Annotated in this window: 13 protein-coding genes; 6 read left to right on the top strand and 7 right to left on the bottom strand. The window is 73.2% G+C overall.

Annotated features, from left to right (window positions below; genetic code table 11):
* The first annotated feature begins 38 nt into the window (after positions 1–38).
* Complete coding sequence (locus tag AB4Z02_RS14095; RefSeq protein ID WP_441971667.1) at positions 39–2,189, top strand: glycogen debranching N-terminal domain-containing protein; 2,151 nt, start codon at positions 39–41, stop codon at positions 2,187–2,189.
* Positions 2,190–2,285: 96 nt separating this feature from the next.
* Positions 2,286–4,154 (top strand): 1-deoxy-D-xylulose-5-phosphate synthase, encoded by a 1,869-nt coding sequence (gene dxs, locus AB4Z02_RS14090; RefSeq protein ID WP_441971666.1) that lies wholly within the window; start codon positions 2,286–2,288, stop codon positions 4,152–4,154.
* On the opposite strand, the gene AB4Z02_RS14085 is transcribed toward dxs, so the two are convergent.
* The 6 genes from AB4Z02_RS14085 to AB4Z02_RS14060 all read right to left on the bottom strand — a co-directional run bounded on the left by AB4Z02_RS14085 (position 4,108) and on the right by AB4Z02_RS14060 (position 12,443).
* On the bottom strand, positions 4,108–5,991 hold the full coding sequence (locus tag AB4Z02_RS14085) for a helix-turn-helix domain-containing protein (RefSeq protein ID WP_441971664.1): 1,884 nt from the start codon (positions 5,989–5,991) through the stop codon (positions 4,108–4,110). The genes dxs and AB4Z02_RS14085 overlap by 47 nt on opposite strands.
* A 28-nt stretch (positions 5,992–6,019) precedes the next feature.
* The gene (locus AB4Z02_RS14080) at positions 6,020–6,784 is read right to left on the bottom strand and encodes a 3-hydroxybutyrate dehydrogenase (protein WP_056884008.1); all 765 of its coding nucleotides are present in this window, start codon (positions 6,782–6,784) and stop codon (positions 6,020–6,022) included.
* Positions 6,785–6,973: 189 nt separating this feature from the next.
* Entirely contained in the window at positions 6,974–9,106 is a 2,133-nt protein-coding gene (locus tag AB4Z02_RS14075; RefSeq protein WP_441971662.1) for a 3-hydroxyacyl-CoA dehydrogenase NAD-binding domain-containing protein, read from the bottom strand.
* Entirely contained in the window at positions 9,103–10,320 is a 1,218-nt protein-coding gene (locus AB4Z02_RS14070; protein WP_441971661.1) for a thiolase family protein, read from the bottom strand. The genes AB4Z02_RS14075 and AB4Z02_RS14070 overlap by 4 nt, the downstream gene beginning before the upstream one ends.
* 187 nt (positions 10,321–10,507) lie before the next feature.
* On the bottom strand, positions 10,508–11,833 hold the full coding sequence (locus AB4Z02_RS14065; protein ID WP_441971660.1) for an HRDC domain-containing protein: 1,326 nt from the start codon (positions 11,831–11,833) through the stop codon (positions 10,508–10,510).
* A 25-nt stretch (positions 11,834–11,858) separates the two neighbouring features.
* Positions 11,859–12,443, bottom strand: coding sequence for a DUF3000 domain-containing protein (locus AB4Z02_RS14060; protein ID WP_056884010.1), 585 nt, complete (start codon positions 12,441–12,443; stop codon positions 11,859–11,861).
* 82 nt (positions 12,444–12,525) lie between these two features.
* Between AB4Z02_RS14060 and AB4Z02_RS14055 the strand changes: the two genes are divergently transcribed.
* On the top strand, positions 12,526–13,350 hold the full coding sequence (locus tag AB4Z02_RS14055; RefSeq protein ID WP_441971659.1) for an EamA family transporter: 825 nt from the start codon (positions 12,526–12,528) through the stop codon (positions 13,348–13,350).
* A gap of 33 nt (positions 13,351–13,383) precedes the next feature.
* The gene (gene hemE, locus AB4Z02_RS14050; RefSeq protein WP_441971658.1) at positions 13,384–14,418 is read left to right on the top strand and encodes a uroporphyrinogen decarboxylase; all 1,035 of its coding nucleotides are present in this window, start codon (positions 13,384–13,386) and stop codon (positions 14,416–14,418) included.
* A 9-nt stretch (positions 14,419–14,427) separates the two neighbouring features.
* Here hemE and AB4Z02_RS14045 read toward each other — a convergent pair whose 3' ends face one another.
* Positions 14,428–15,435, bottom strand: coding sequence for a DUF4349 domain-containing protein (locus AB4Z02_RS14045; RefSeq protein ID WP_441971657.1), 1,008 nt, complete (start codon positions 15,433–15,435; stop codon positions 14,428–14,430).
* A gap of 118 nt (positions 15,436–15,553) precedes the next feature.
* On the opposite strand from AB4Z02_RS14045, the gene hemG reads away from it, so the two are divergent.
* Both hemG and hemQ read left to right on the top strand, forming a co-directional pair.
* Positions 15,554–16,984, top strand: a complete 1,431-nt coding sequence (hemG, locus tag AB4Z02_RS14040; protein WP_441971655.1) for a protoporphyrinogen oxidase — start codon at positions 15,554–15,556, stop codon at positions 16,982–16,984.
* Positions 16,985–16,988: 4 nt separating this feature from the next.
* Positions 16,989–17,690, top strand: coding sequence for a hydrogen peroxide-dependent heme synthase (gene hemQ, locus AB4Z02_RS14035; RefSeq protein WP_441971653.1), 702 nt, complete (start codon positions 16,989–16,991; stop codon positions 17,688–17,690).
* Positions 17,691–18,016: the final 326 nt, after the last annotated feature.

Genomic DNA, 18,016 nt, shown 5'->3' with positions numbered 1-18,016 from the left:
CTGACCTGCCCAGACGTCCACGGAGAGAAGGCCCACAGGTGTCCGACCACGAGGCGGCAGACGCCGACACGACGGCTACGACGACCGACAGCGCGACGGCCGGCCCGCCCCCGAGGCAGCCGTGGCTCCACCAGCTCAACGTCTGCGTCAACGGCAACGCGACAGCGCTCTCCTCGACCGGCGGCGACATCGAGCCGGGCACGGCCCAGGGGCTCTACGTCGACGACGTCCGGGTCCTCAGCGAGGCCACCGTGCGCCTCGAGGGCGAGGCGCCTGCCTTCGTGGCCGAGGGCGCGAGCGGTCCCCGCGCGGAGTTCGTCCTGTCGGCCCGAAACCTCGGCAACCCGGGCCCCGACCCCACGGTCGAGGTCCACCGCACCCGGCTGCTGGAGGACGGCGCCATGGTCGAGCGGGTCGTCCTCACCTCGCGGGCCGCCGACACCGTCCGTGCCCGGCTGGTGCTCGAGCTCGCAGGCGACGGAGCGGCCATCGGCTCGGTGAAGGCCGGGCACGTCGTGCACCCCGAGGTGGCCCCGCAGGTCGTCACGGCGCCCGACGGCGACGCCCTGGTCACCACCTTCGAGCGCCACGCCACCCGGACGACCTTCGACCCGGCGCCGGCCGCGCTGCTGGTCAGGGGTGACCGCGCCGTCGTCGAGGTCGACCTGGTCGTGGAGCCGGGGGAGAGCGCCGCCACCACGATGCGCGTGGAGACCACGAGGACCTCGGCCTCGGTGCTCGACGCCGACCCCGGTCGTGCCGCCGTGGCGTGGGACGGAGTGCGCGTGGTCGCGGACGACCCCCGGCTCGCCCCCGTCGTCGACCACTCCATGGACGACCTGCGCCACCTGCTCCTGCGCGACCCCGACGACCGGGCCGACGTCTTCGCTGCCGCCGGAACCCCGTGGTACCTCACGCTCTTCGGCCGTGACTCGATCTGGGCCGCCCGGATGATGCTGCCCTTCGGCACCGACCTCGCCGCCGGCACCCTGCGCGTCCTGGCCCGTCGCCAGGGCACCAGGGACGACCCGCGCAGCGCCGAGGCGCCCGGCAAGATCCCCCACGAGCTGCGCCGCACGGCATACCTCGACCCGGAGAGCGGGCTGGCGCTCCCGCCGGTCTACTACGGCACGGTCGACGCCACCGCGCTCTGGGTCACGCTGCTCGTCGAGGCGTGGCAGTGGGGTATGCCGCAGGACGAGGTCCGCGCGCTGCTGCCGAACCTGCGCGCCGCCGTGCAGTGGCTCACCACCACCGGCCAGCCGGACGAGGACGGCCTGCTCAAGTACCTCGACACCTCGGGCACCGGACTGGCCAACCAGGGCTGGAAGGACTCCGGCGACTCGATCCGCTGGCGCGACGGGCACGTCGCCGACGGCCCCATCGCGCTCGTGGAGGCGCAGGCGTACGCCGTCGAGGCGCTCAACGGCGCGGCGCGCCTCCTGCGAGCCCTGGGCGAGGAGGGCGCGGACGAGGCGGAGAAGGAGGCCGAGGGGCTGCGCACCCGCCTCTCCGAGCGGTACTGGGTGCAGACCGACGCCGGCCGCCACCTGGCCATCGCCCTCGACGGGCGCGGCGCCGCCGTCGACGGGCTCGCCTCCAACATGGGGCACGTCCTCGGCACCGGTGTGCTGACCCCGGCCGAGTCCGACTCGGTCGCAGCCCAGCTCACCGGCGACGAGCTGCTCGACGAGTTCGGGGTCCGCACCCTCGGCTCCGGGAACGGCGGGTTCAACCCCATCGGCTACCACACGGGGTCCATCTGGACCCATGACACCGCCATCGTGGCGCTGGGCCTGGCCCGCGAGGGGCACCGTGCCGAGAGTGCAGCCGTCGCGACGGCACTCGTCGCGTCGGCCGAGGCGTTCGACTACCGCTGGCCCGAGCTCTACTCCGGGCTGCCCATGATGGGCAGGCCCTCGCCGTACCCCGCCTCGTGCCGCCCGCAGGCATGGTCGGCGGCCTCCGCCGGCGCCCTCGTCACGGTCGCGCTGGGGCTCCGCGCGGACCTGCCCGCCGGGGTCCTGGAGGTCGACCCGGTCGTGCCCCCGCCGTTCGGGGCCCTGCGCGTGGAGGGCCTGCGGCTCGGGGACGCCACGGTGACCGTGAGCGTTGACCGGGACGGACACGCCGAGGTGACCGGGGCCCCGGAGGGCGTCGAGGTCAGGCTGGGCGGCACCAGCGCTTAGACTCAGTCGCTTGCCCGATGTCGAGCCCGATGTCATGCCCGACGTACTGCCCGACGTCAGGGACGGGCGACCGACAGAGTGAAAGGACGGCCCTGCGTGGGACTGCTCGAGACCATCAAGAGCCCTGCCGACCTCAAGGCGCTGCCCGCCACCTCGATGGCACCCCTCGCCGAGGAGATCCGCACGTTCCTCGTGGAGTCGGTCTCCCGGACCGGCGGCCACCTCGGGCCCAACCTCGGCGTCGTCGAGCTCACCATCGCGCTGCACCGCGTCTTCGACAGCCCCCGCGACACGATCGTCTTCGACACCGGGCACCAGTCCTACGTCCACAAGCTGCTCACCGGGCGCCACGACTTCAGCAAGCTCAAGAAGCAGGGTGGCCTGTCGGGCTACCCGAGCCGCGCCGAGTCGCCGCACGACGTGGTGGAGAACTCCCACGCGTCCACCGCCCTGTCCTGGGCTGACGGCATCGCCAAGGCCCGGCGCCTGAAGGGCGAGCGCGGACGCCACACCGTCGCCGTGATCGGTGACGGCGCGCTGACCGGCGGGATGGCGTGGGAGGCGATCAACAACATCGCCGCCGACAAGGACCTGCCGCTGACGATCATCGTCAACGACAACGAGCGCTCCTACGCCCCGACCATCGGCGGCCTCGCCGAGCACCTCGCGACGCTGCGCACCACGCGCGGCTACGAGCGCTTCCTCGACTGGGGCAAGAACACCCTGCACCGCACCCCCGTCGTCGGCGGCGCGATGTACGAGACGTTGCACGGCATGAAGAAGGGCATCAAGGACATCGTCGCCCCGCAGGGGATGTTCGAGGACCTCGGCCTGAAGTACCTGGGCCCGGTGGACGGTCACGACGAGGCGGCCCTGGAGTCGGCCCTGCGCAGGGCACGAGCCTTCGGCGGGCCGGTCCTCGTGCACGTCATCACGCAGAAGGGCCGCGGCTACCAGCCGGCCATCAACGACGACGCCGACCAGTTCCACAGCGTCGGCAAGATCAACCCCGAGACGGGCCTGCCGTTTGAGGTCAGTGGGCGCATCTGGACCGACGAGTTCAACGACGAGATGGTCGCCCTCGGAGCCGAGCGCCCGGACCTCGTGGCGCTGACCGCCGCCATGCTCATCCCGGTGGGCCTCGACGGGTTCGCCGCCGCCTACCCCGACCGTGTCTTCGACGTCGGGATCGCCGAGCAGCACGCGGTGACCATGGCGAGCGGGCTCGCGTTCGCGGGGCTGCACCCCGTGGTGGCCGTGTACGCGACGTTCCTCAACCGTGCGTTCGACCAGCTCCTCATGGACGCGGCGCTGCACCACGCCGGGATCACCTTCGTGCTCGACCGAGCCGGCATCACCGGCAGCGACGGGCCGTCGCACAACGGCATGTGGGACATGGCGATCGCGTCGATCGTGCCCGGCCTGCGGCTCGCGGCCCCGCGCGACGGCCAGCAGGTGCGGCTGCAGCTGCGCGAGGCCGTCGAGGTCGGCGACGCGCCGACGGTGATCCGCTTCCCCAAGGGCGACGTCGGCGCGCCGGTGCCCGCCCTGCGACAGCAGGGTTCGCTCGACGTGCTCCACGAGACGTCACGCGACGGCTGTGACCTGCTGGTCGTCGGGGTGGGTGCCTTCGCCGCGCTGTCCGTCGACGTCGCCGGCAAGCTCGAGGCGCAGGGACTGCGCGTCACCGCCGTCGACCCCCGCTGGGTGCTGCCCGTCAGCGACGGCCTGGTCGAGCTGGCCCGGTCGGCCGGGGCGGTCGCCGTCGTCGAGGACAACCTCGTGACGTCGGGGGTGGGGACGGCAGTGACCGTCGCCCTGCGCGAGGCGGGCGTCGAGGTGCCGGTGCACCTGCACGGCATACCGAAGGCGTTCCTGGACCACGCCTCGCGCGGTCAGATCCTGGACGAGCTCGGGCTCACTGCGGACGCGGTCGCGACGTCGCTGGCGACGCACCTGCACTGAGCCGCCGGAGGCGCAGTGCCAGCTGGAGCTCCAGGGCGGTGTCCGGGTGCTGCCAGCGCGGCCCGAGCAGCGCCGAGATGCGCTCCAGCCGCTGGCTCACCGTATTGACGTGCACGTGCAGCTCGGTCGCAGCGTGCCGGGGGCTCCCGCCGGCGTCGAAGTAGGCCTGCAGGGTCTTGACGAGCTCGGACCCGCGGCGGGCGTCGTAGTCCAGCAGCGGGCCGAGGTGGGCATGGACGTAGCCGTCGACGTCCGGAGCGGACCCCACGACGAGGCCCGCGAAGCCGAGGTGCGCAGCGCTGGCACCCTGCCCCGCGAGGCCGAGGGACCCCAGGGCCTGCACGGTGCGCACGGCCTCGGCCCACACGGGAGGCACGTCGCCGGTGAGGGCCACCGGCCCCGCGGCGCCGACGCTGACGCGGCCCAGCCGGGTGAGGCGGCGCGCGAGCTCGACGGCGGCCTGCTGGACGTCGAGGGAGGGCACGAGGGCGACCACGCGGCCGTCGTGCTCGCCGACGACGGACCCCGGGCCGGCTGCCGCGTGGGCTGCAAGCAGGAGGGTCCGGCGGGGCACGTCAGCGTCGGCGTCCGCGACCAGCACCGCGTGCCGGGCGGCGGGGTCGACGCCCTCGGTGCGGGCCCGGGCCGCGAGGCTCTGCGGGTCGCCGCGGCCGCTGACGAGATCGGCCACGAGGTCGGTGCGCACGCGCTGCTCGGCCTCTGCCGCCGTGCGCTCGAAGAGCAGGACGAGGGCCGTGACGACTGCTGCGCGTTCGACGGTGCGGCGGTCTGCGTCGTCGAGCACGCCCACGCCGCCGAGGACCAACGCGCCCAGCGGGGTCTGCGGCGCCTTGACACCGATGGCCCACTGGTCGCCCCGGGGGTCGTGGGCGAGGCGGCCGGAGGACAACGTCATGGAGACGGCCGGCGAGGTGGCCACGCCACCGGCGCGGGGGTCGTCGACGGGTGCGTCGCCGTGGGTGCTCAGGCACTCGCCCTCGGAGCCAAGGAGCACCACCCAGCCTCCGAGGAGGTCGCCGAGGGCCTTGGTGATGTCGTCGACGCCACCGCCGGCCAGCACGAGCTCGGCGAAGCGGTCGTGCGCCGCGGCCGCCCGCTCGACGCCTGCGGTGTGGCGGCGCACCTCCTCGGCGGTGCGGGTCTGGACGATCGAGACGGCGGCCAGCGCGGCCAGCGACCCGAGCAGCGCGACCTGGTCGGGGGAGAAGGGCCGCGGCGAGCGGTTGGCGGCGAAGAGCACCCCGACGAACTCGTCCTCGACCACCAGCGGCGTCCCGCAGATCGACACCAGGCCCTCGTCGCCGACGGCGCTGTCGATGGTGCCGGTGTGCTGGAACCTCTGGTCGTGCAGGTAGTCGGCGCTCCAGTAGGGCTTGTGCGTCGAGGCGACCAGGCCGCCGAGTCCGTCGCCGAGGGACAGCCGGACGGTCTGGAACTCGACGCTGACCGACCCGTCGGTGGCGCGCATGAACGTGTCGCCGGCTGCGGGGTCGTAGAGCGTCAGGTAGGAGACGTCGGTGCCGAGCAGGGTCCGGGCGCGGCGGACGATGGCCTCGAGGATGCCACTGGGGTCGCGCAGGGCGGCCAGGTCGCGCGCGGTCTCCACGAGCGCGGTGAGCTCGGCCTCACGCCGTCGCCGGGAGTCGAACGCCGCGCGGACCCGCAGGGCCAGCTCCCGGGCCTCGCCACCGGGGTCGGGGACGGCCCCGAGCTCGGACGCGGGCGCTCCCCCGGCGAGGAGCCGCAGCAGCGTCATCGCGGGGGAGTCGTGCGACTCCTGGGAGTCGTGCGGGTCAGGGGAGTCGGGGGCGTCCATCGAGTCGGATCCTAGGCGGGCGGCGGGCTCAGTGGGCGGTCCAGCCGCCGTCCATCGCAAAGGACGAACCGGACACCGACGCGGCGGAGGTGCCACACAGGAACGCGACGAGCTCGGCCACCTCGCCGGCCTCGACCAGCCGCTTGACCGCCACGGGCTCCAGCATGACCTTGCTGACGACCTCCTCCTCGCTGATGCCGTGCGACCGGGCCTGATCGGCGATCTGCTTCTCGACCAGCGGGGTGCGCACGTAGGCGGGGTTGACGCAGTTGCTCGTCACCCCGTGCTCGGCGCCCTCGAGCGCGGTCACCTTGGACAGCCCCTCGAGGCCGTGCTTCGCCGAGACGTAGGCCGCCTTGAACGGGCTCGCGCGCAGCCCGTGCACGCTCGACACGTTGACGATGCGCCCGAACCCCTGCTCGTACATGTGGGGCAGCACCCGGCGGGTCAGCCGGAACGGGGACGTGAGCATGAGCCGGATGATGAGGTCCCACGTCTCGACGGGGAACTCGTGGATCGGGCTGACGTGCTGGATGCCGGCGTTGTTGACCAGCACGTCGACGTCGCCGGGCAGCTCGTCCACCGCGTCGAGGTCGCTGAGGTCGGTGGGAAGGAGGTCGACGCCATCGAGCCCGGCGAAGCGGCCGAGCCCGTCCGCGTCGCGGTCGACCGCCCAGACGCGCGCGCCCGCGCCGGCGAGCCGCTCGACGCAGGCGGCCCCGATACCACTCGCGGCGCCGGTCACCAGGGCGGTGCGTCCGGTCAGGTCGAGGGTTCCAGGCGTCGTCGGCATGACCGCGAGACTAGGTCTGGCGGGCGGGGGCCGAGCATGTGGTGGCCGACCACAGTTGTGCCTGAAGGTGTGTGGCGAGTCCGGACATGCCGGTGGCCGGCACACCACGACGGTGCGCCGGCCACGGCGGAGCCACGAGCCGCTGGACGCCGCTGAACGCCGCCGTACGGCGCGGCTGCGGCGGGCGGACTACCGGGTCGGGACGCTCGCCGCACCGGCGGGCAGGAACCGCTTCCCCGTGACCTTCTCCGAGACACCTTCGCGGTCGAGCAGCGGCGTGAGGCCGCCGTTCCAGAACTGGAAGCCGGCACCGGTGATCATCGCCAGGTCCAGGTCCATCGGGGCCTGGGCGACGCCCTCGTCGAGCATCCGCCTGGCTTCGTCGGCCAGGACGCCCAGGACGCGCTCGCGCACCTGCTCGGTGGTCAGCACCACGGGGTCGGAGGGCTTGTCGAACAGCGCCTCGACCTCAGGGTCGACGACCGGCTTGCCCTCCGGCCAGGTGTAGATGGCCGGCTTCTTGGCCGCGACGACCTTGCGCAGGTTATCCGAGACGTAGAAGCGGTCAGGGAACGCCTTGGCCAGGGTCTCGTTGTTGTGCAACGCGATCGCGGGCCCGACGAGCCCGAGCAGGATGAACGGCGGCATCGGCGCGAGGCCGGCGAACGCCCGGTCTGCCACCTCGATCGGGGTGCCCTCGTCGACCACCTTCGCGACCTCGCCCATGAAGCGGCCGAGGAGCCGGTTGACGATGAACGACGGCGAGTCCTTGACCAGGATCGTGGTCTTCTTCAGCGTCTTGCCGGTGGCGAAAGCCGTGGCGAGGGTGGCGTCGTCGGTCTGCTCGCCCTTGATGATCTCGAGCAGCGGCATCACGGCGACGGGGTTGAAGAAGTGGAAGCCCACGACCCGCTCCGGGTGCTGCAGCTCCGAGGCCATCTCGGTGATCGACAGCGAGCTGGTGTTGGTCGCGAGGACGCACTCGGCCGAGACGACGGCCTCGACCTCCGCCCACACCTGCTTCTTGACGGACATCTCCTCGAAGACGGCCTCGATGACGAAGTCCGCGTCGGCGAACCCGTCCTTGCTCGTGGACCCGGTGACCAGGCCCTTGATGCGGTTGGCCTTGTCGGGGCTGACACGACGCTTGCCGAGCAGCTTGTCGACCTCGCCGTGGACGTAGCCGACCCCCTTGCCGACACGCTCCTCGTCCAGGTCGGTCATGACGACCGGCACCTCGAGGCGCTGCGCGAACAGCAGGGCGAGCTGGCTGGCCATCAGACCTGCGCCGACGATGCCGACCTTGGTGACCTTGCGCGCCAGGGCCTTGTCGGGCGCACCGGCCGGCCGCTTGGCGCGGCGCTGCACGAGGTCGAACGAGTAGAGCCCGGCGCGCAGCTCGTCGCCCATGACGAGGTCGGCGAGCGCCTCGTCCTCGGCGGCGAACGCCTCGTCACGGGTCGCGGTGCGAGCCTCTGCAACGAGCTGCAGGGCCCGGTACGGCGCCGGCGACTTGCCGCCGGTCTTGAGGTCGACCAGGCCCTTGGCGGCCTTGACGGCACCGGCCCACTCGGCCTCGTCGCGCGACACCTCGGGGCGCTCGACCTTCGTCTCGCCGGTGAGGACCTTCGCCGCCCACAGCAGTGACTCCTCGAGGAAGTCGGCAGGGGCGAACATCGCGTCGGCCATGCCGAGCTCGAACGCCTGCGGACCCTTGAGCATCCGGTTGGTGTTCATGGGGTTCTCGATGATGACCTTGAGCGCGTTCGCCGGTCCGACGAGGTTGGGCAGCAGGTAGCAGCCACCCCAGCCGGGCACGAGCCCGAGGAACGTCTCGGGGAGCGCGATCGCCGGGACGCCTGCGGAGATGGTGCGGTAGTCGGCCGACAGCGCGATCTCCACGCCACCACCCATCGCGGCGCCGTTGACGAACGCGAAGGACGGCACCGGCAGGTCCATGATCGCCGCGAAGGCCGCGTGGCCGGCGCGGGCCACCTCGAGGGCCTGGTCGCGGCTGGTCGCCTGGGCGACGGCCTTGAGGTCGGCGCCGACAGCGAAGATGAACGGCTTGCCGGTGATGGCGACGGCCTGGATCTCGCCGGCCTCGGCGCGGGCCCTCAGGCGGCGGACGACCTCGAGCAGTCCGGCGATGGTCTGCGGGCCGAAGGTGTTGGGCTTGGTGTGGTCGAACCCGTTGTCGAGGGTGACGAGCGCGAGCACGCCCGCGCCTCCAGGAAGGGTGATGTCGCGGACGGGCGTGCGCGTCACGACCTCCTCGGAGCCCGCGGGGGTCGAGCGGGGAGCAGTGGTGGTGTCGCTCATGCGGCGACCTCCTTGCCGTAGTCAGCGTGGTGGGGGTTCTCCCAGACGACCGCTCCACCCATGCCGATGCCGATGCACATGGCGGTCATGCCGTAGCGGACCTCGGGGTGCTCCTCGAACTGGCGCGCGAGCTGGGTCATCAGGCGCACGCCGGAGGAGGCGAGCGGGTGCCCGGTGGCGATGGCGCCGCCGTACTGGTTGACGCGCGGGTCGTCGTCGGCGATGCCGAAGTGCTCGAGGAAGGCGAGCACCTGCACGGCGAACGCCTCGTTGAGCTCGAAGAGGCCGATGTCCTCGATCGAGAGGCCCGCCTTGCCGAGCGCCTTCTCGGCAGCCGGCACGGGCCCGATACCCATGACCTCGGGCTCGACACCCACGAACGCGAAGTCCACGAGGCGCATGCGGATCGGCAGGCCGAGCTCCTCGGCCGCCGCCTGCGAGGCGAGGATGCACGCGGTGGCACCGTCGTTGAGGCCGGCGGAGTTGCCGGCGGTGACGTTGCCGTGCGGGCGGAAGGGGGTCTTCAGCGCGGCCAGGTCCTCGACCGTGGTGCCGGGGCGCGGCGGCTCGTCCTGGGTGGCGAGGCCGTAGCCGAGCTCCTGGTGGCGGGTGGCCACCGGCACGAGGTCGGGCTGGACCTGGTTGTTGGCGTAGGCCTTCGCGAGCTTGTCCTGCGAGCCCACGGCGTAGGCGTCGCTGCGCTCCTTGGTCAGCGTCGGGAAGCGGTCGTGGAGGTTCTCCGCGGTCGAGCCCATGACCAGGGCGCTGGGGTCGACGAGCTTCTCGGCGACGATGCGGGGGTTGGGGTCGACGCCCTCGCCCATCGGGTGGTGGCCCATGTGCTCGACGCCGCCGGCGATGGCGACGTCGATCGAGCCGAACGCGATGGAGGACGCGGTGGTGGTCACGGCGGTCATGGCGCCTGCGCACATGCGGTCGATGGAGTAGCCGGGGGTGGTCTTCGGCAGCCCGGACAGCAGCGCGGCCATCCGGCCGAGGGTCAGGCCCTGGTCGCCGATCTGGGTGGTCGCGGCGATGGCGACCTCCTCGACCCGCTCGGGCGGCAGCTCGGGGTGGCGGCGCATGAGCTCGCGGATGCAGCGGATGACGAGGTCGTCGGCGCGGGTCTGGGCGTAGATGCCCTTCTCCCCGGCCTTGCCGAACGGCGTCCGGACGCCGTCGACGAAGACGACCTCACGAAGGGTGCGGGGCACGGGTGGCCTCCTGGTCGGTGTAGCGGGTGGGGTCGCGGGCCGTGGCGGCCGGCGGGGGAGCGCGGTCGCCCGTGCTCCTGCCCCGATGCTACTTCCCGGTAACAAGGCGGTCACCCGACCCTCGAGTGAGAGCCGTCACCCCGCCGGGGCCGAACCCGTCCGCAGCGCCCCGTGCGGGAGGGCGCGGCTACTCGTCCGGGTGGGCGGCGAACGCCGCGGCGACCATGGGCGCCACGATGTCGGTCTGCCAACGGCGGGCGCCGAGGCCCTGCAGGGCCTGGGCGAACCCAGCAGCACTGCGGTCGTGCGGCGGCGACCAGATCACGCGGCGCAGCGGCTCCGGGGACAGCACGTTCTCGACGGGTATGGCGCGCTCGGTCGCGAACGCGGTGAGCGCCTCCCGGGTGTCAGCCAGCCGGGCGGCGGCCACCGGGTCACGCTCGGGCCAGGCGCGTTGCGGGGGCGGGCCGTCGGACCGCAGGGTCATCGGCGGCAGGTCGGCCTCGGGGATGGCGTTGGCCCGGTTGACGGCGTCCAGCCACTGGCGCTGGTAGCGGCGCACCGACCGGTGGCCGGAGGGCACGGTGTCGACGGATGTCGGTGCGGCCATGGCGATCTCGACGAGGACGGCGTCGGGCAGGACCCGGCCGGGGGAGACGTCGCGCTCCTGGGCGATGGCGTCACGCGCCTCCCAGAGCTCGCGCACGACGGCCGCGGTGCGCCGTTGGCGGACCTTGTGCATCCCCGACGTCCGGCGCCACGGGTCGACGCGCGGCGCCGGGCCGGTGAAGTCCAGCAGCGCCTCGAACTCCTCACGGGCCCAGCCGTCCTTGGCCTGCCGCGCGAGGTCGACACCCATGAGGTTGCGGACCTCGACGAGCACCTCGACGTCGAGCGCTGCATAGCGCAGCCACGGCTCGGGCAGTGGCCGCGTGGACCAGTCGACCGCCGAGTGCTCCTTGGCCAGCGACAGGCCGAGGTAGTGCTCGACGACCGCGGCGAGGCCCACCCGGGGCAGGCCGAGCAGGCGGCCCGCCAGCTCGGTGTCGAAGAGCTGGCGCGGGCGCAGGCCCACCTCGGCGAGGCAGGCCAGGTCCTGGGTCGCGGCGTGCAGGATCCACTCGGCGTTGCCGATGGCCTCGTTGACGGGGGAGAGGTCGGGGCAGGCGATGGGGTCGATGAGCCAGGTGCCCGAACCCTCACGGCGCAGCTGCACGAGGTAGGCGCGCTGGCCGTAGCGGTAGCCGCTGGCACGCTCGGCGTCGAGGGCGACCGGGCCCTCACCCGCGGCGATCGCCGCAGCCGCCTCCAGGAGGCCGCGCTCGGTCTGCACCACCGGCGGGACGCCGTCGGCCGGCATGTCCAGGGCCACGGGTGCGTCGGCGGGTGCGCCGTCCTGCGAGACCTCGGAGGAGTCGACGACGGTTCCGTCAGGGGAGTCGGGTGGCAGGAGCAGCGAGGCCTCGGGGGCCGCCGGGTCCACGGCGGATGCCTCGGCGTCGGTGTCGGTCACCGCCCCAACCTACCGGCAGCGGTCGTCAGCGCCGCGGACCAGGCAGCGCGACGACTCCCTCGGGCAGGGGCGGCAGTCCGGCGATGGTGCACAGCAGGTCGGACCAGGCGACGAGGTGGGCGCCGACGTTGCCGGTGGTCGGGGTCCACGACGCGCGCACCTCCATCTCCACGCTCGCGGGGCGGTCGGACAGTCCGGCGAAGCTCTCGGAGACCACGCGCGTGACGGTGCCGGCCTCGGCGGTGTAGCCGAGGTGGTGGCTCTCGAGCGCGTCGGTGAGCCACGACCAGCCGACGGCCCCGAGCATCGGGTCATTGGCGAGCTCGGGCTCGAGCTCGGCCCGGGCGAAGGTGACCGCGCGCCAGGCGCCGTCCCACGGGTCGGGAACCGACGGGTCGTGCAGGAGGACGAAGCGCCCGGAGGCCAGCTCGTCCTCGTCGGCGGCGGCTCCGACGACCTCGGCGGTGAGCGCCACCGCGTACGGCGCGATGCGCTGCGGCGCCGGCACCTCGGTGAGCCTGATCTCGGGACGCAACCGCGCGCCCCGCAGGTCGCTCAGCGCCTGCGTGAACTCCGGTGACTGGTCGCCAGGGACCGTTCTGCTGCCCACCGTCAGAGCGTATGTCGCGGGGTGCGGTATCACAGGGAGGCTGAGTCCGCGCCGTGTCGCGGGGGCCGGGTAGCGTGCGGCCGTGGTCTCCCTCCTCGCGCTCGCCAGCAGCGTCTGCTGGGGCACCTCGGACTTCTTCGCCGGCCTGTTCTCCCGCCGGCGGCCCGCCGTCGCGGTGGTCGGCTGGACGCAGGGACTGGCGTTCGTGGTGCTGTGCGTCGTCGTGCTCACCCAGCTCGACCACGCCGTCTGGACCGGGTGGCCGCTGTGGTCCGTCGCGGCCGGGCTGTCCGGGCTCACGGGGCTGCTCTGCTTCTACACGGCCCTGTCCACGGGGACGATGGGGGTCGTCGCGCCCATCGCCGCCCTCGGCGTCGCGGTGCCGGTCCTTCTCGGCGTCGCCACCGGTGACGAGCCGTCGGCCTGGACCTGGGTCGGCATCCTCGTCGCGGTCGTCGGCGTCACCCTGGCGTCCGGGCCCGAGCTGAGCGGTGACGTCTCCACCAGGCCGGTGGTGCTGGCCGCGGTCGCCGCCGTCGGTTTCGGCCTCGCGCTGTTCTGCCTCGACCGCGGGGCGCGCACCTCGACCCTGATGACGTTGTGGGGCATGCGGTGCACGTCCGTCGTCGTGTTCGCGGTGGTGGCCCTGGTCACGCGTTCCGTCGGCGGCGTCGTGTCCCGGGAGGTGCCCACCCTGCTGGTGATCGGCTGTGGTGACCTCGTGGCCAACGGGCTGTTCGCCTTCGCCTCCTCACGGGGTGAGGTGAGCGTCGCCAGCGTCCTGGGTTCGCTGTACCCCGTGATGACGATCCTGCTGGCCCGGCTCGTCCTCGCCGAACGGCTGCGCCCCATCCAGCAGGTGGGTGCCCTGCTGTCCCTCGCCGGCGCCGCCGTCATCGCCCTGTGAGGGGTACGGCGGGCGCCGCCTAGGATTGCCCGCGTGACCTCCCCCCGTGACTCCGCCCTCGTCCGGGCTGCCCGCAAGCAGCCCGTGACGCACACCCCGGTCTGGTTCATGCGCCAGGCCGGGCGCTCGCTGCCGGAGTACCGGAAGGTCCGTGAGGGCGTCGGCATGCTCGAGTCCTGCCGTCGCCCCGACCTGGTCACCGAGATCACGCTGCAGCCCGTCCGCCGGCACGGCGTCGACGCCGCGATCTTCTTCTCCGACATCGTCGTGCCGCTCGCTGCCGTCGGGGTCGACCTCGACATCGTCGCCGGGGTCGGGCCCGTCGTCGCCGAGCCGTTCCGGACCCGCGCCGACCTCGACCGCCTGCCCGAGCTCACGCCCGAGCACGTGCCCTACATCACCGACTCGGTGCGCCTGCTCGTGGCCGAGCTCGGCGCGACGCCGCTCATCGGGTTCGCGGGGGCGCCGTTCACGCTCGCGAGCTACCTCGTCGAGGGCGGCCCGAGCAAGAACCACGAGCACACCAAGGCCCTGATGTACGGCGACCCGCAGCTGTGGCACGACCTGTGCTCCCGGCTGGCGCAGGTCTCGGGGGCGTTCCTCGACGTGCAGGCCGCCGCGGGTGCCTCGGCCGTCCAGCTCTTCGACTCCTGGGTCGGCGCCCTGCCGCGGGCCGACTACGAGCAGTACGTCCTCCCGCACTCGCGCACCGCGCTCGCGGCGGTCTCCGGTCGCGACGTGCCGACGATCCACTTCGGCGTCGGCACCGGCGAGCTGCTCGCCTCCATGGGCTCGGCCGGGGCCGACGTCGTCGGCGTCGACTACCGCGTCTCGCTCACCGACGCCCTGGCGCGCCTCGACGGCCGGTACGCGGTGCAGGGCAACCTCGACCCCGCCCTGCTGTTCGCGCCGTGGGAGGCGCTCGAGGCCAAGGTGCGCGCCATCGTCGAGGAGGGCCGGGCAGCTCCCGGCCACATCTTCAACCTCGGCCACGGCGTGCTGCCCTCGACCGACCCCGACGTGCTCACCCGCGTCGTCGAGCTGGTGCACGAGGTCGGCGCCCGCTGAGCGGACTCCCTACTGCGGCAGCGTCGCCGGGGCGACGGGAGCCGGGCGGCGACGCCGTACGACCCACCACAGGGGCAGCCCCACGAGGGCGAAGAGCACCGCGAAGGGAACCACCGCACCGACCACGGTGAGGACCACGGTGACCGAGCCGGCGAACGCGTGCCAGCCGCTGCGCAGGCCGGCGAGGAAGCCGGTGTCGTCGGCCTTCTTCGGGACGATCACGTCAGGTTGCGTCGTGAGGCTGACCTGGACCGGCGACCGCGCCACACTGCCCTTGAGCGAGGCCAGCTGCGCCTCCAGCGCCTCGAGGTCAGCCTCGCGACGGGTCAGCTCGGCCTCCATGGCGACCGTCTGCGTCAGGTCCTTCGCATCGGCGAGGTAGCCACGCACCCGGTCGACGCTGATGCGCATGGTCTCGAGCCGCGACTGGGTGTCGACGATCTGCGAGCCGACGTCCTCGCTGGAGCTCGTCGAGCGGATCACCGTGCCGACCTGTGCGAGGTCGGCGACCACTGCATCCAGCTTCGTCGACGGCACCGAGATGGTGATCTCGCCGTACGTGGTGGCGGTGACCCGGGCCGAGGGCTGGACCGGCGTGTCGCCGGCCACCGTGCCGATGTTCTCCGAGAGCACGATCCCGTCTGCGGCCGCAGAGACGGCGCGCACCCTGGCGACTGCCTGCCCGATGTCCTTGACCTGCAACGCCACCGACGCCCGACGCGCCAGCGACTCCTGCGCCGCCTGCAGCGAGGCCTGGCTCACGGTGGTGCCGGACCCGGCTCCCGGCTTCCCGGTCCCGCTCTCGGGTGCTCCGGCGGAGCTGCCGGCGGCATCGCTCCCGGAGCCGCCGTTCGAGGCCTTGGCGCCGCCGTCGGCAGGGGACGGGGCGACGGCTGCACGCCCGGCGACTGACGACGCGCTGCTGTCGGAGCCGCTGCTGCACGCCGCGAGGGCGGCGGAGGCGAGGAGGACGGCCGCGAGACCGGCGACGGTGTGGGGCGGACGATCACGGAACATGGCGACTCCCGAGGTCAACGTCGGTGGGCGAGCAGTGATGACGGTGCGACTGCGCCCGGGGGCCCGACGTTCCCACCCGGTGGTGTCGAAACCGTCACGATCTTGAAAGGGTGTGGCCATGGTCGGATCACGAGTCGTCATCATCGGTGGCGGGATCAGTGGGCTTGCTGCCGCTTGGGAGCTGGTGCGTGCGGCTCCCGGCACCGAGGTCACGATCCTCGACGCCGCGGACCGGCCCGGCGGCAAGCTGCGGCGCGAACCCGTTGCCGGGGTTCCCATCGACGTCGGCGCCGAGTCGGTCCTCGCCCGTCGGCCCGAGGCGGTGGGCCTCATGGCCGAGCTCGGGCTCGAGGACGCCGTGGTGCACCCGGCGACCACGTCGGCGAGCATCTGGTCGCGCGGCCAGCTGCACCCGATGCCGCGAAGGACCCTCATGGGCATCCCGTCCCCGGCATCGTCGGCGCTCGGGGTGCTGACGCCGGACGAGGTCGCCCGGGCCGAGCACGAGCAGGCGTGGTCACCCGAGGACGGCGACGACGTCTCGGTCGGTGACTACGTCGCAGGCCGCCTCGGTGACGCTGTCGTCGACCGGCTCGTCGAACCCCTGCTCGCCGGCGTCTACGCCGGCCGGGCGCGGCGCCTCTCGCTGCGTGCCTGCCTGCCGCAGGTCTACGCCTCGGTGGCGCAGGGCACGAGCCTCACCGAGGCGGCACGCACAGCCGCCGAGGCCTCCGCCCTGTCGTCGGCAGGGTCGTCGGCACCGGTCTTCGCCGGGCTGCACGGGGGAGTGGGGCGGCTCGCCGAGGTCCTCACCGAGTCGCTGCGCTCGCAGGGCGTGGTGATCCGCAGCAGCACGATCGCCCGGGAGCTCGTGCGCGACGGTGCCGGGTGGTCCGTGGTGGCCGGCCCGCGGCCCGACCCGCAGCGCTTCGCGGCCGACGCGGTCGTCGTCGCCACCCCAGCGGCGGCGACGGCCCGGCTCCTCGAGCCGCACGCACCGGACGCGAGCGCGGCCCTGCGTGAGGTGGAGTACGCCTCGATGGCGATCGTGACGCTGGCCGTCGACGGCGGTCCCGGGCGCGCGCCGCTGCCGGGCTCGGGGTTCCTCGTGCCGGCCGTGGACGGCCGGACCATCAAGGCGAGCACGTTCTCCTCGACCAAGTGGGCGTGGACCTCCGAGGTCGCCGACGACCTGTCCTTCCTACGGGCCTCGGTGGGGCGGTTCGGTGAGACGTCCGACCTGCAGCGTCCCGACGAGGAGCTCGTGGCGGTGGCGGTGGCCGAGGTGAGCGAGGCGCTGGGCCACCAGCTGCCGCGCCTGCTCGACGCGCACGTGCAGCGCTGGGGCGGGGCGCTGCCGCAGTACACGGTCGGGCACGTGGACCGGGTCGCCCGGGTCCGCGCCGCCGCGGCCGAGCTGCCCGGGCTGGCCCTGGCCGGCGCTGCGTACGAGGGGGTCGGGATCCCGGCCTGCATCGGCACCGGACGGACCGCCGCCAGGGCGGTGGTGACCCACCTGTCCGCCGCCGATCGAGAAGGCGGAGAATGACGGCATGACCAGCAAGCCCACCCCGTCCCGGATCCGCGAGATCAACGCCTCGATCAGGTATGCCATGTGGTCCGTCTTCAGCGTGACGGCACCGCTCGGCGACGACCGTGAGCGGTTGGCCAAGGAGGTCGAGGCGCTGCTCGGCGACCTCGAGGAGCAGGGCGTGGTCACCCGCGGCCTCTACGACCTCGGGGGCATGCGGGCCGAGGCCGACTTCATGGTGTGGTGGCACGCCGAGAAGATCGAGGACGTGCAGGCTGCCTACCGCGCGTTCCTGCGCACCGACTTCGGGCACCTGCTGGAGCCGACCTGGTCGGCTGCCGCGCTGCACCGGCCGGCCGAGTTCAACAAGAGCCACATCCCGGCGTTCCTCGCCGACGAGACGCCCAAGGACTTCATCTGCGTCTACCCGTTCGTGCGGTCCTACGAGTGGTACCTGCTCGATGACAAGGAGCGCCGCGACATGCTGCGCGAGCACGGGCAGATGGCGCGCGACTTCCCCGACGTGCGGGCCAACACCATCGCCTCGTTCGCGCTGAACGACTACGAGTGGGTGCTGGCCTTCGAGGCCGACGAGCTGCACCGGATCGTCGACCTCATGCGCGAGCTGCGGGCCTCCCGCGCCCGGCTGCACGTCCGCGAGGAGGTGCCGTTCCACACCGGTCGCCGCGTCGAGGTCGGCGACCTGCTCGCGTCCCTGCGCTGACACCACCGCGCGCCGGCTTCCTCGGCGCCCTCGCAACCCGGGCAGTGAGGCTCCGGGGGGCGCAGCTTCGCACCGGGTGACCTCCTCACCGGATGGGTCGTGTCGGCCGTCGGGTTCTGGCTGCTGTGGTGCTGTCCACCGGCTACCCCGCTGCGGCTCCTCGCTGCGACGGTGGCCGCCTGGGTGCGGGCCGACCGCGCGGAGGCTGTCGCCGTGGGCTCCCGTCTCGACCGCGAACCGGTGTCGGACCGTCCCTGGTGGGAGGACGACCCGCGGTTCCGGCACCGGTCGTCCTGATGTGGGAGGTGCGGCTCCCACGTCAGGAC

The organism is Pedococcus sp. 2YAF34 (assembly GCF_052114585.1).
Classification (GTDB): Bacteria; Actinomycetota; Actinomycetes; order Actinomycetales; family Dermatophilaceae; genus Pedococcus.
This window is presented reverse-complemented; position numbering and strand designations above follow the sequence as displayed.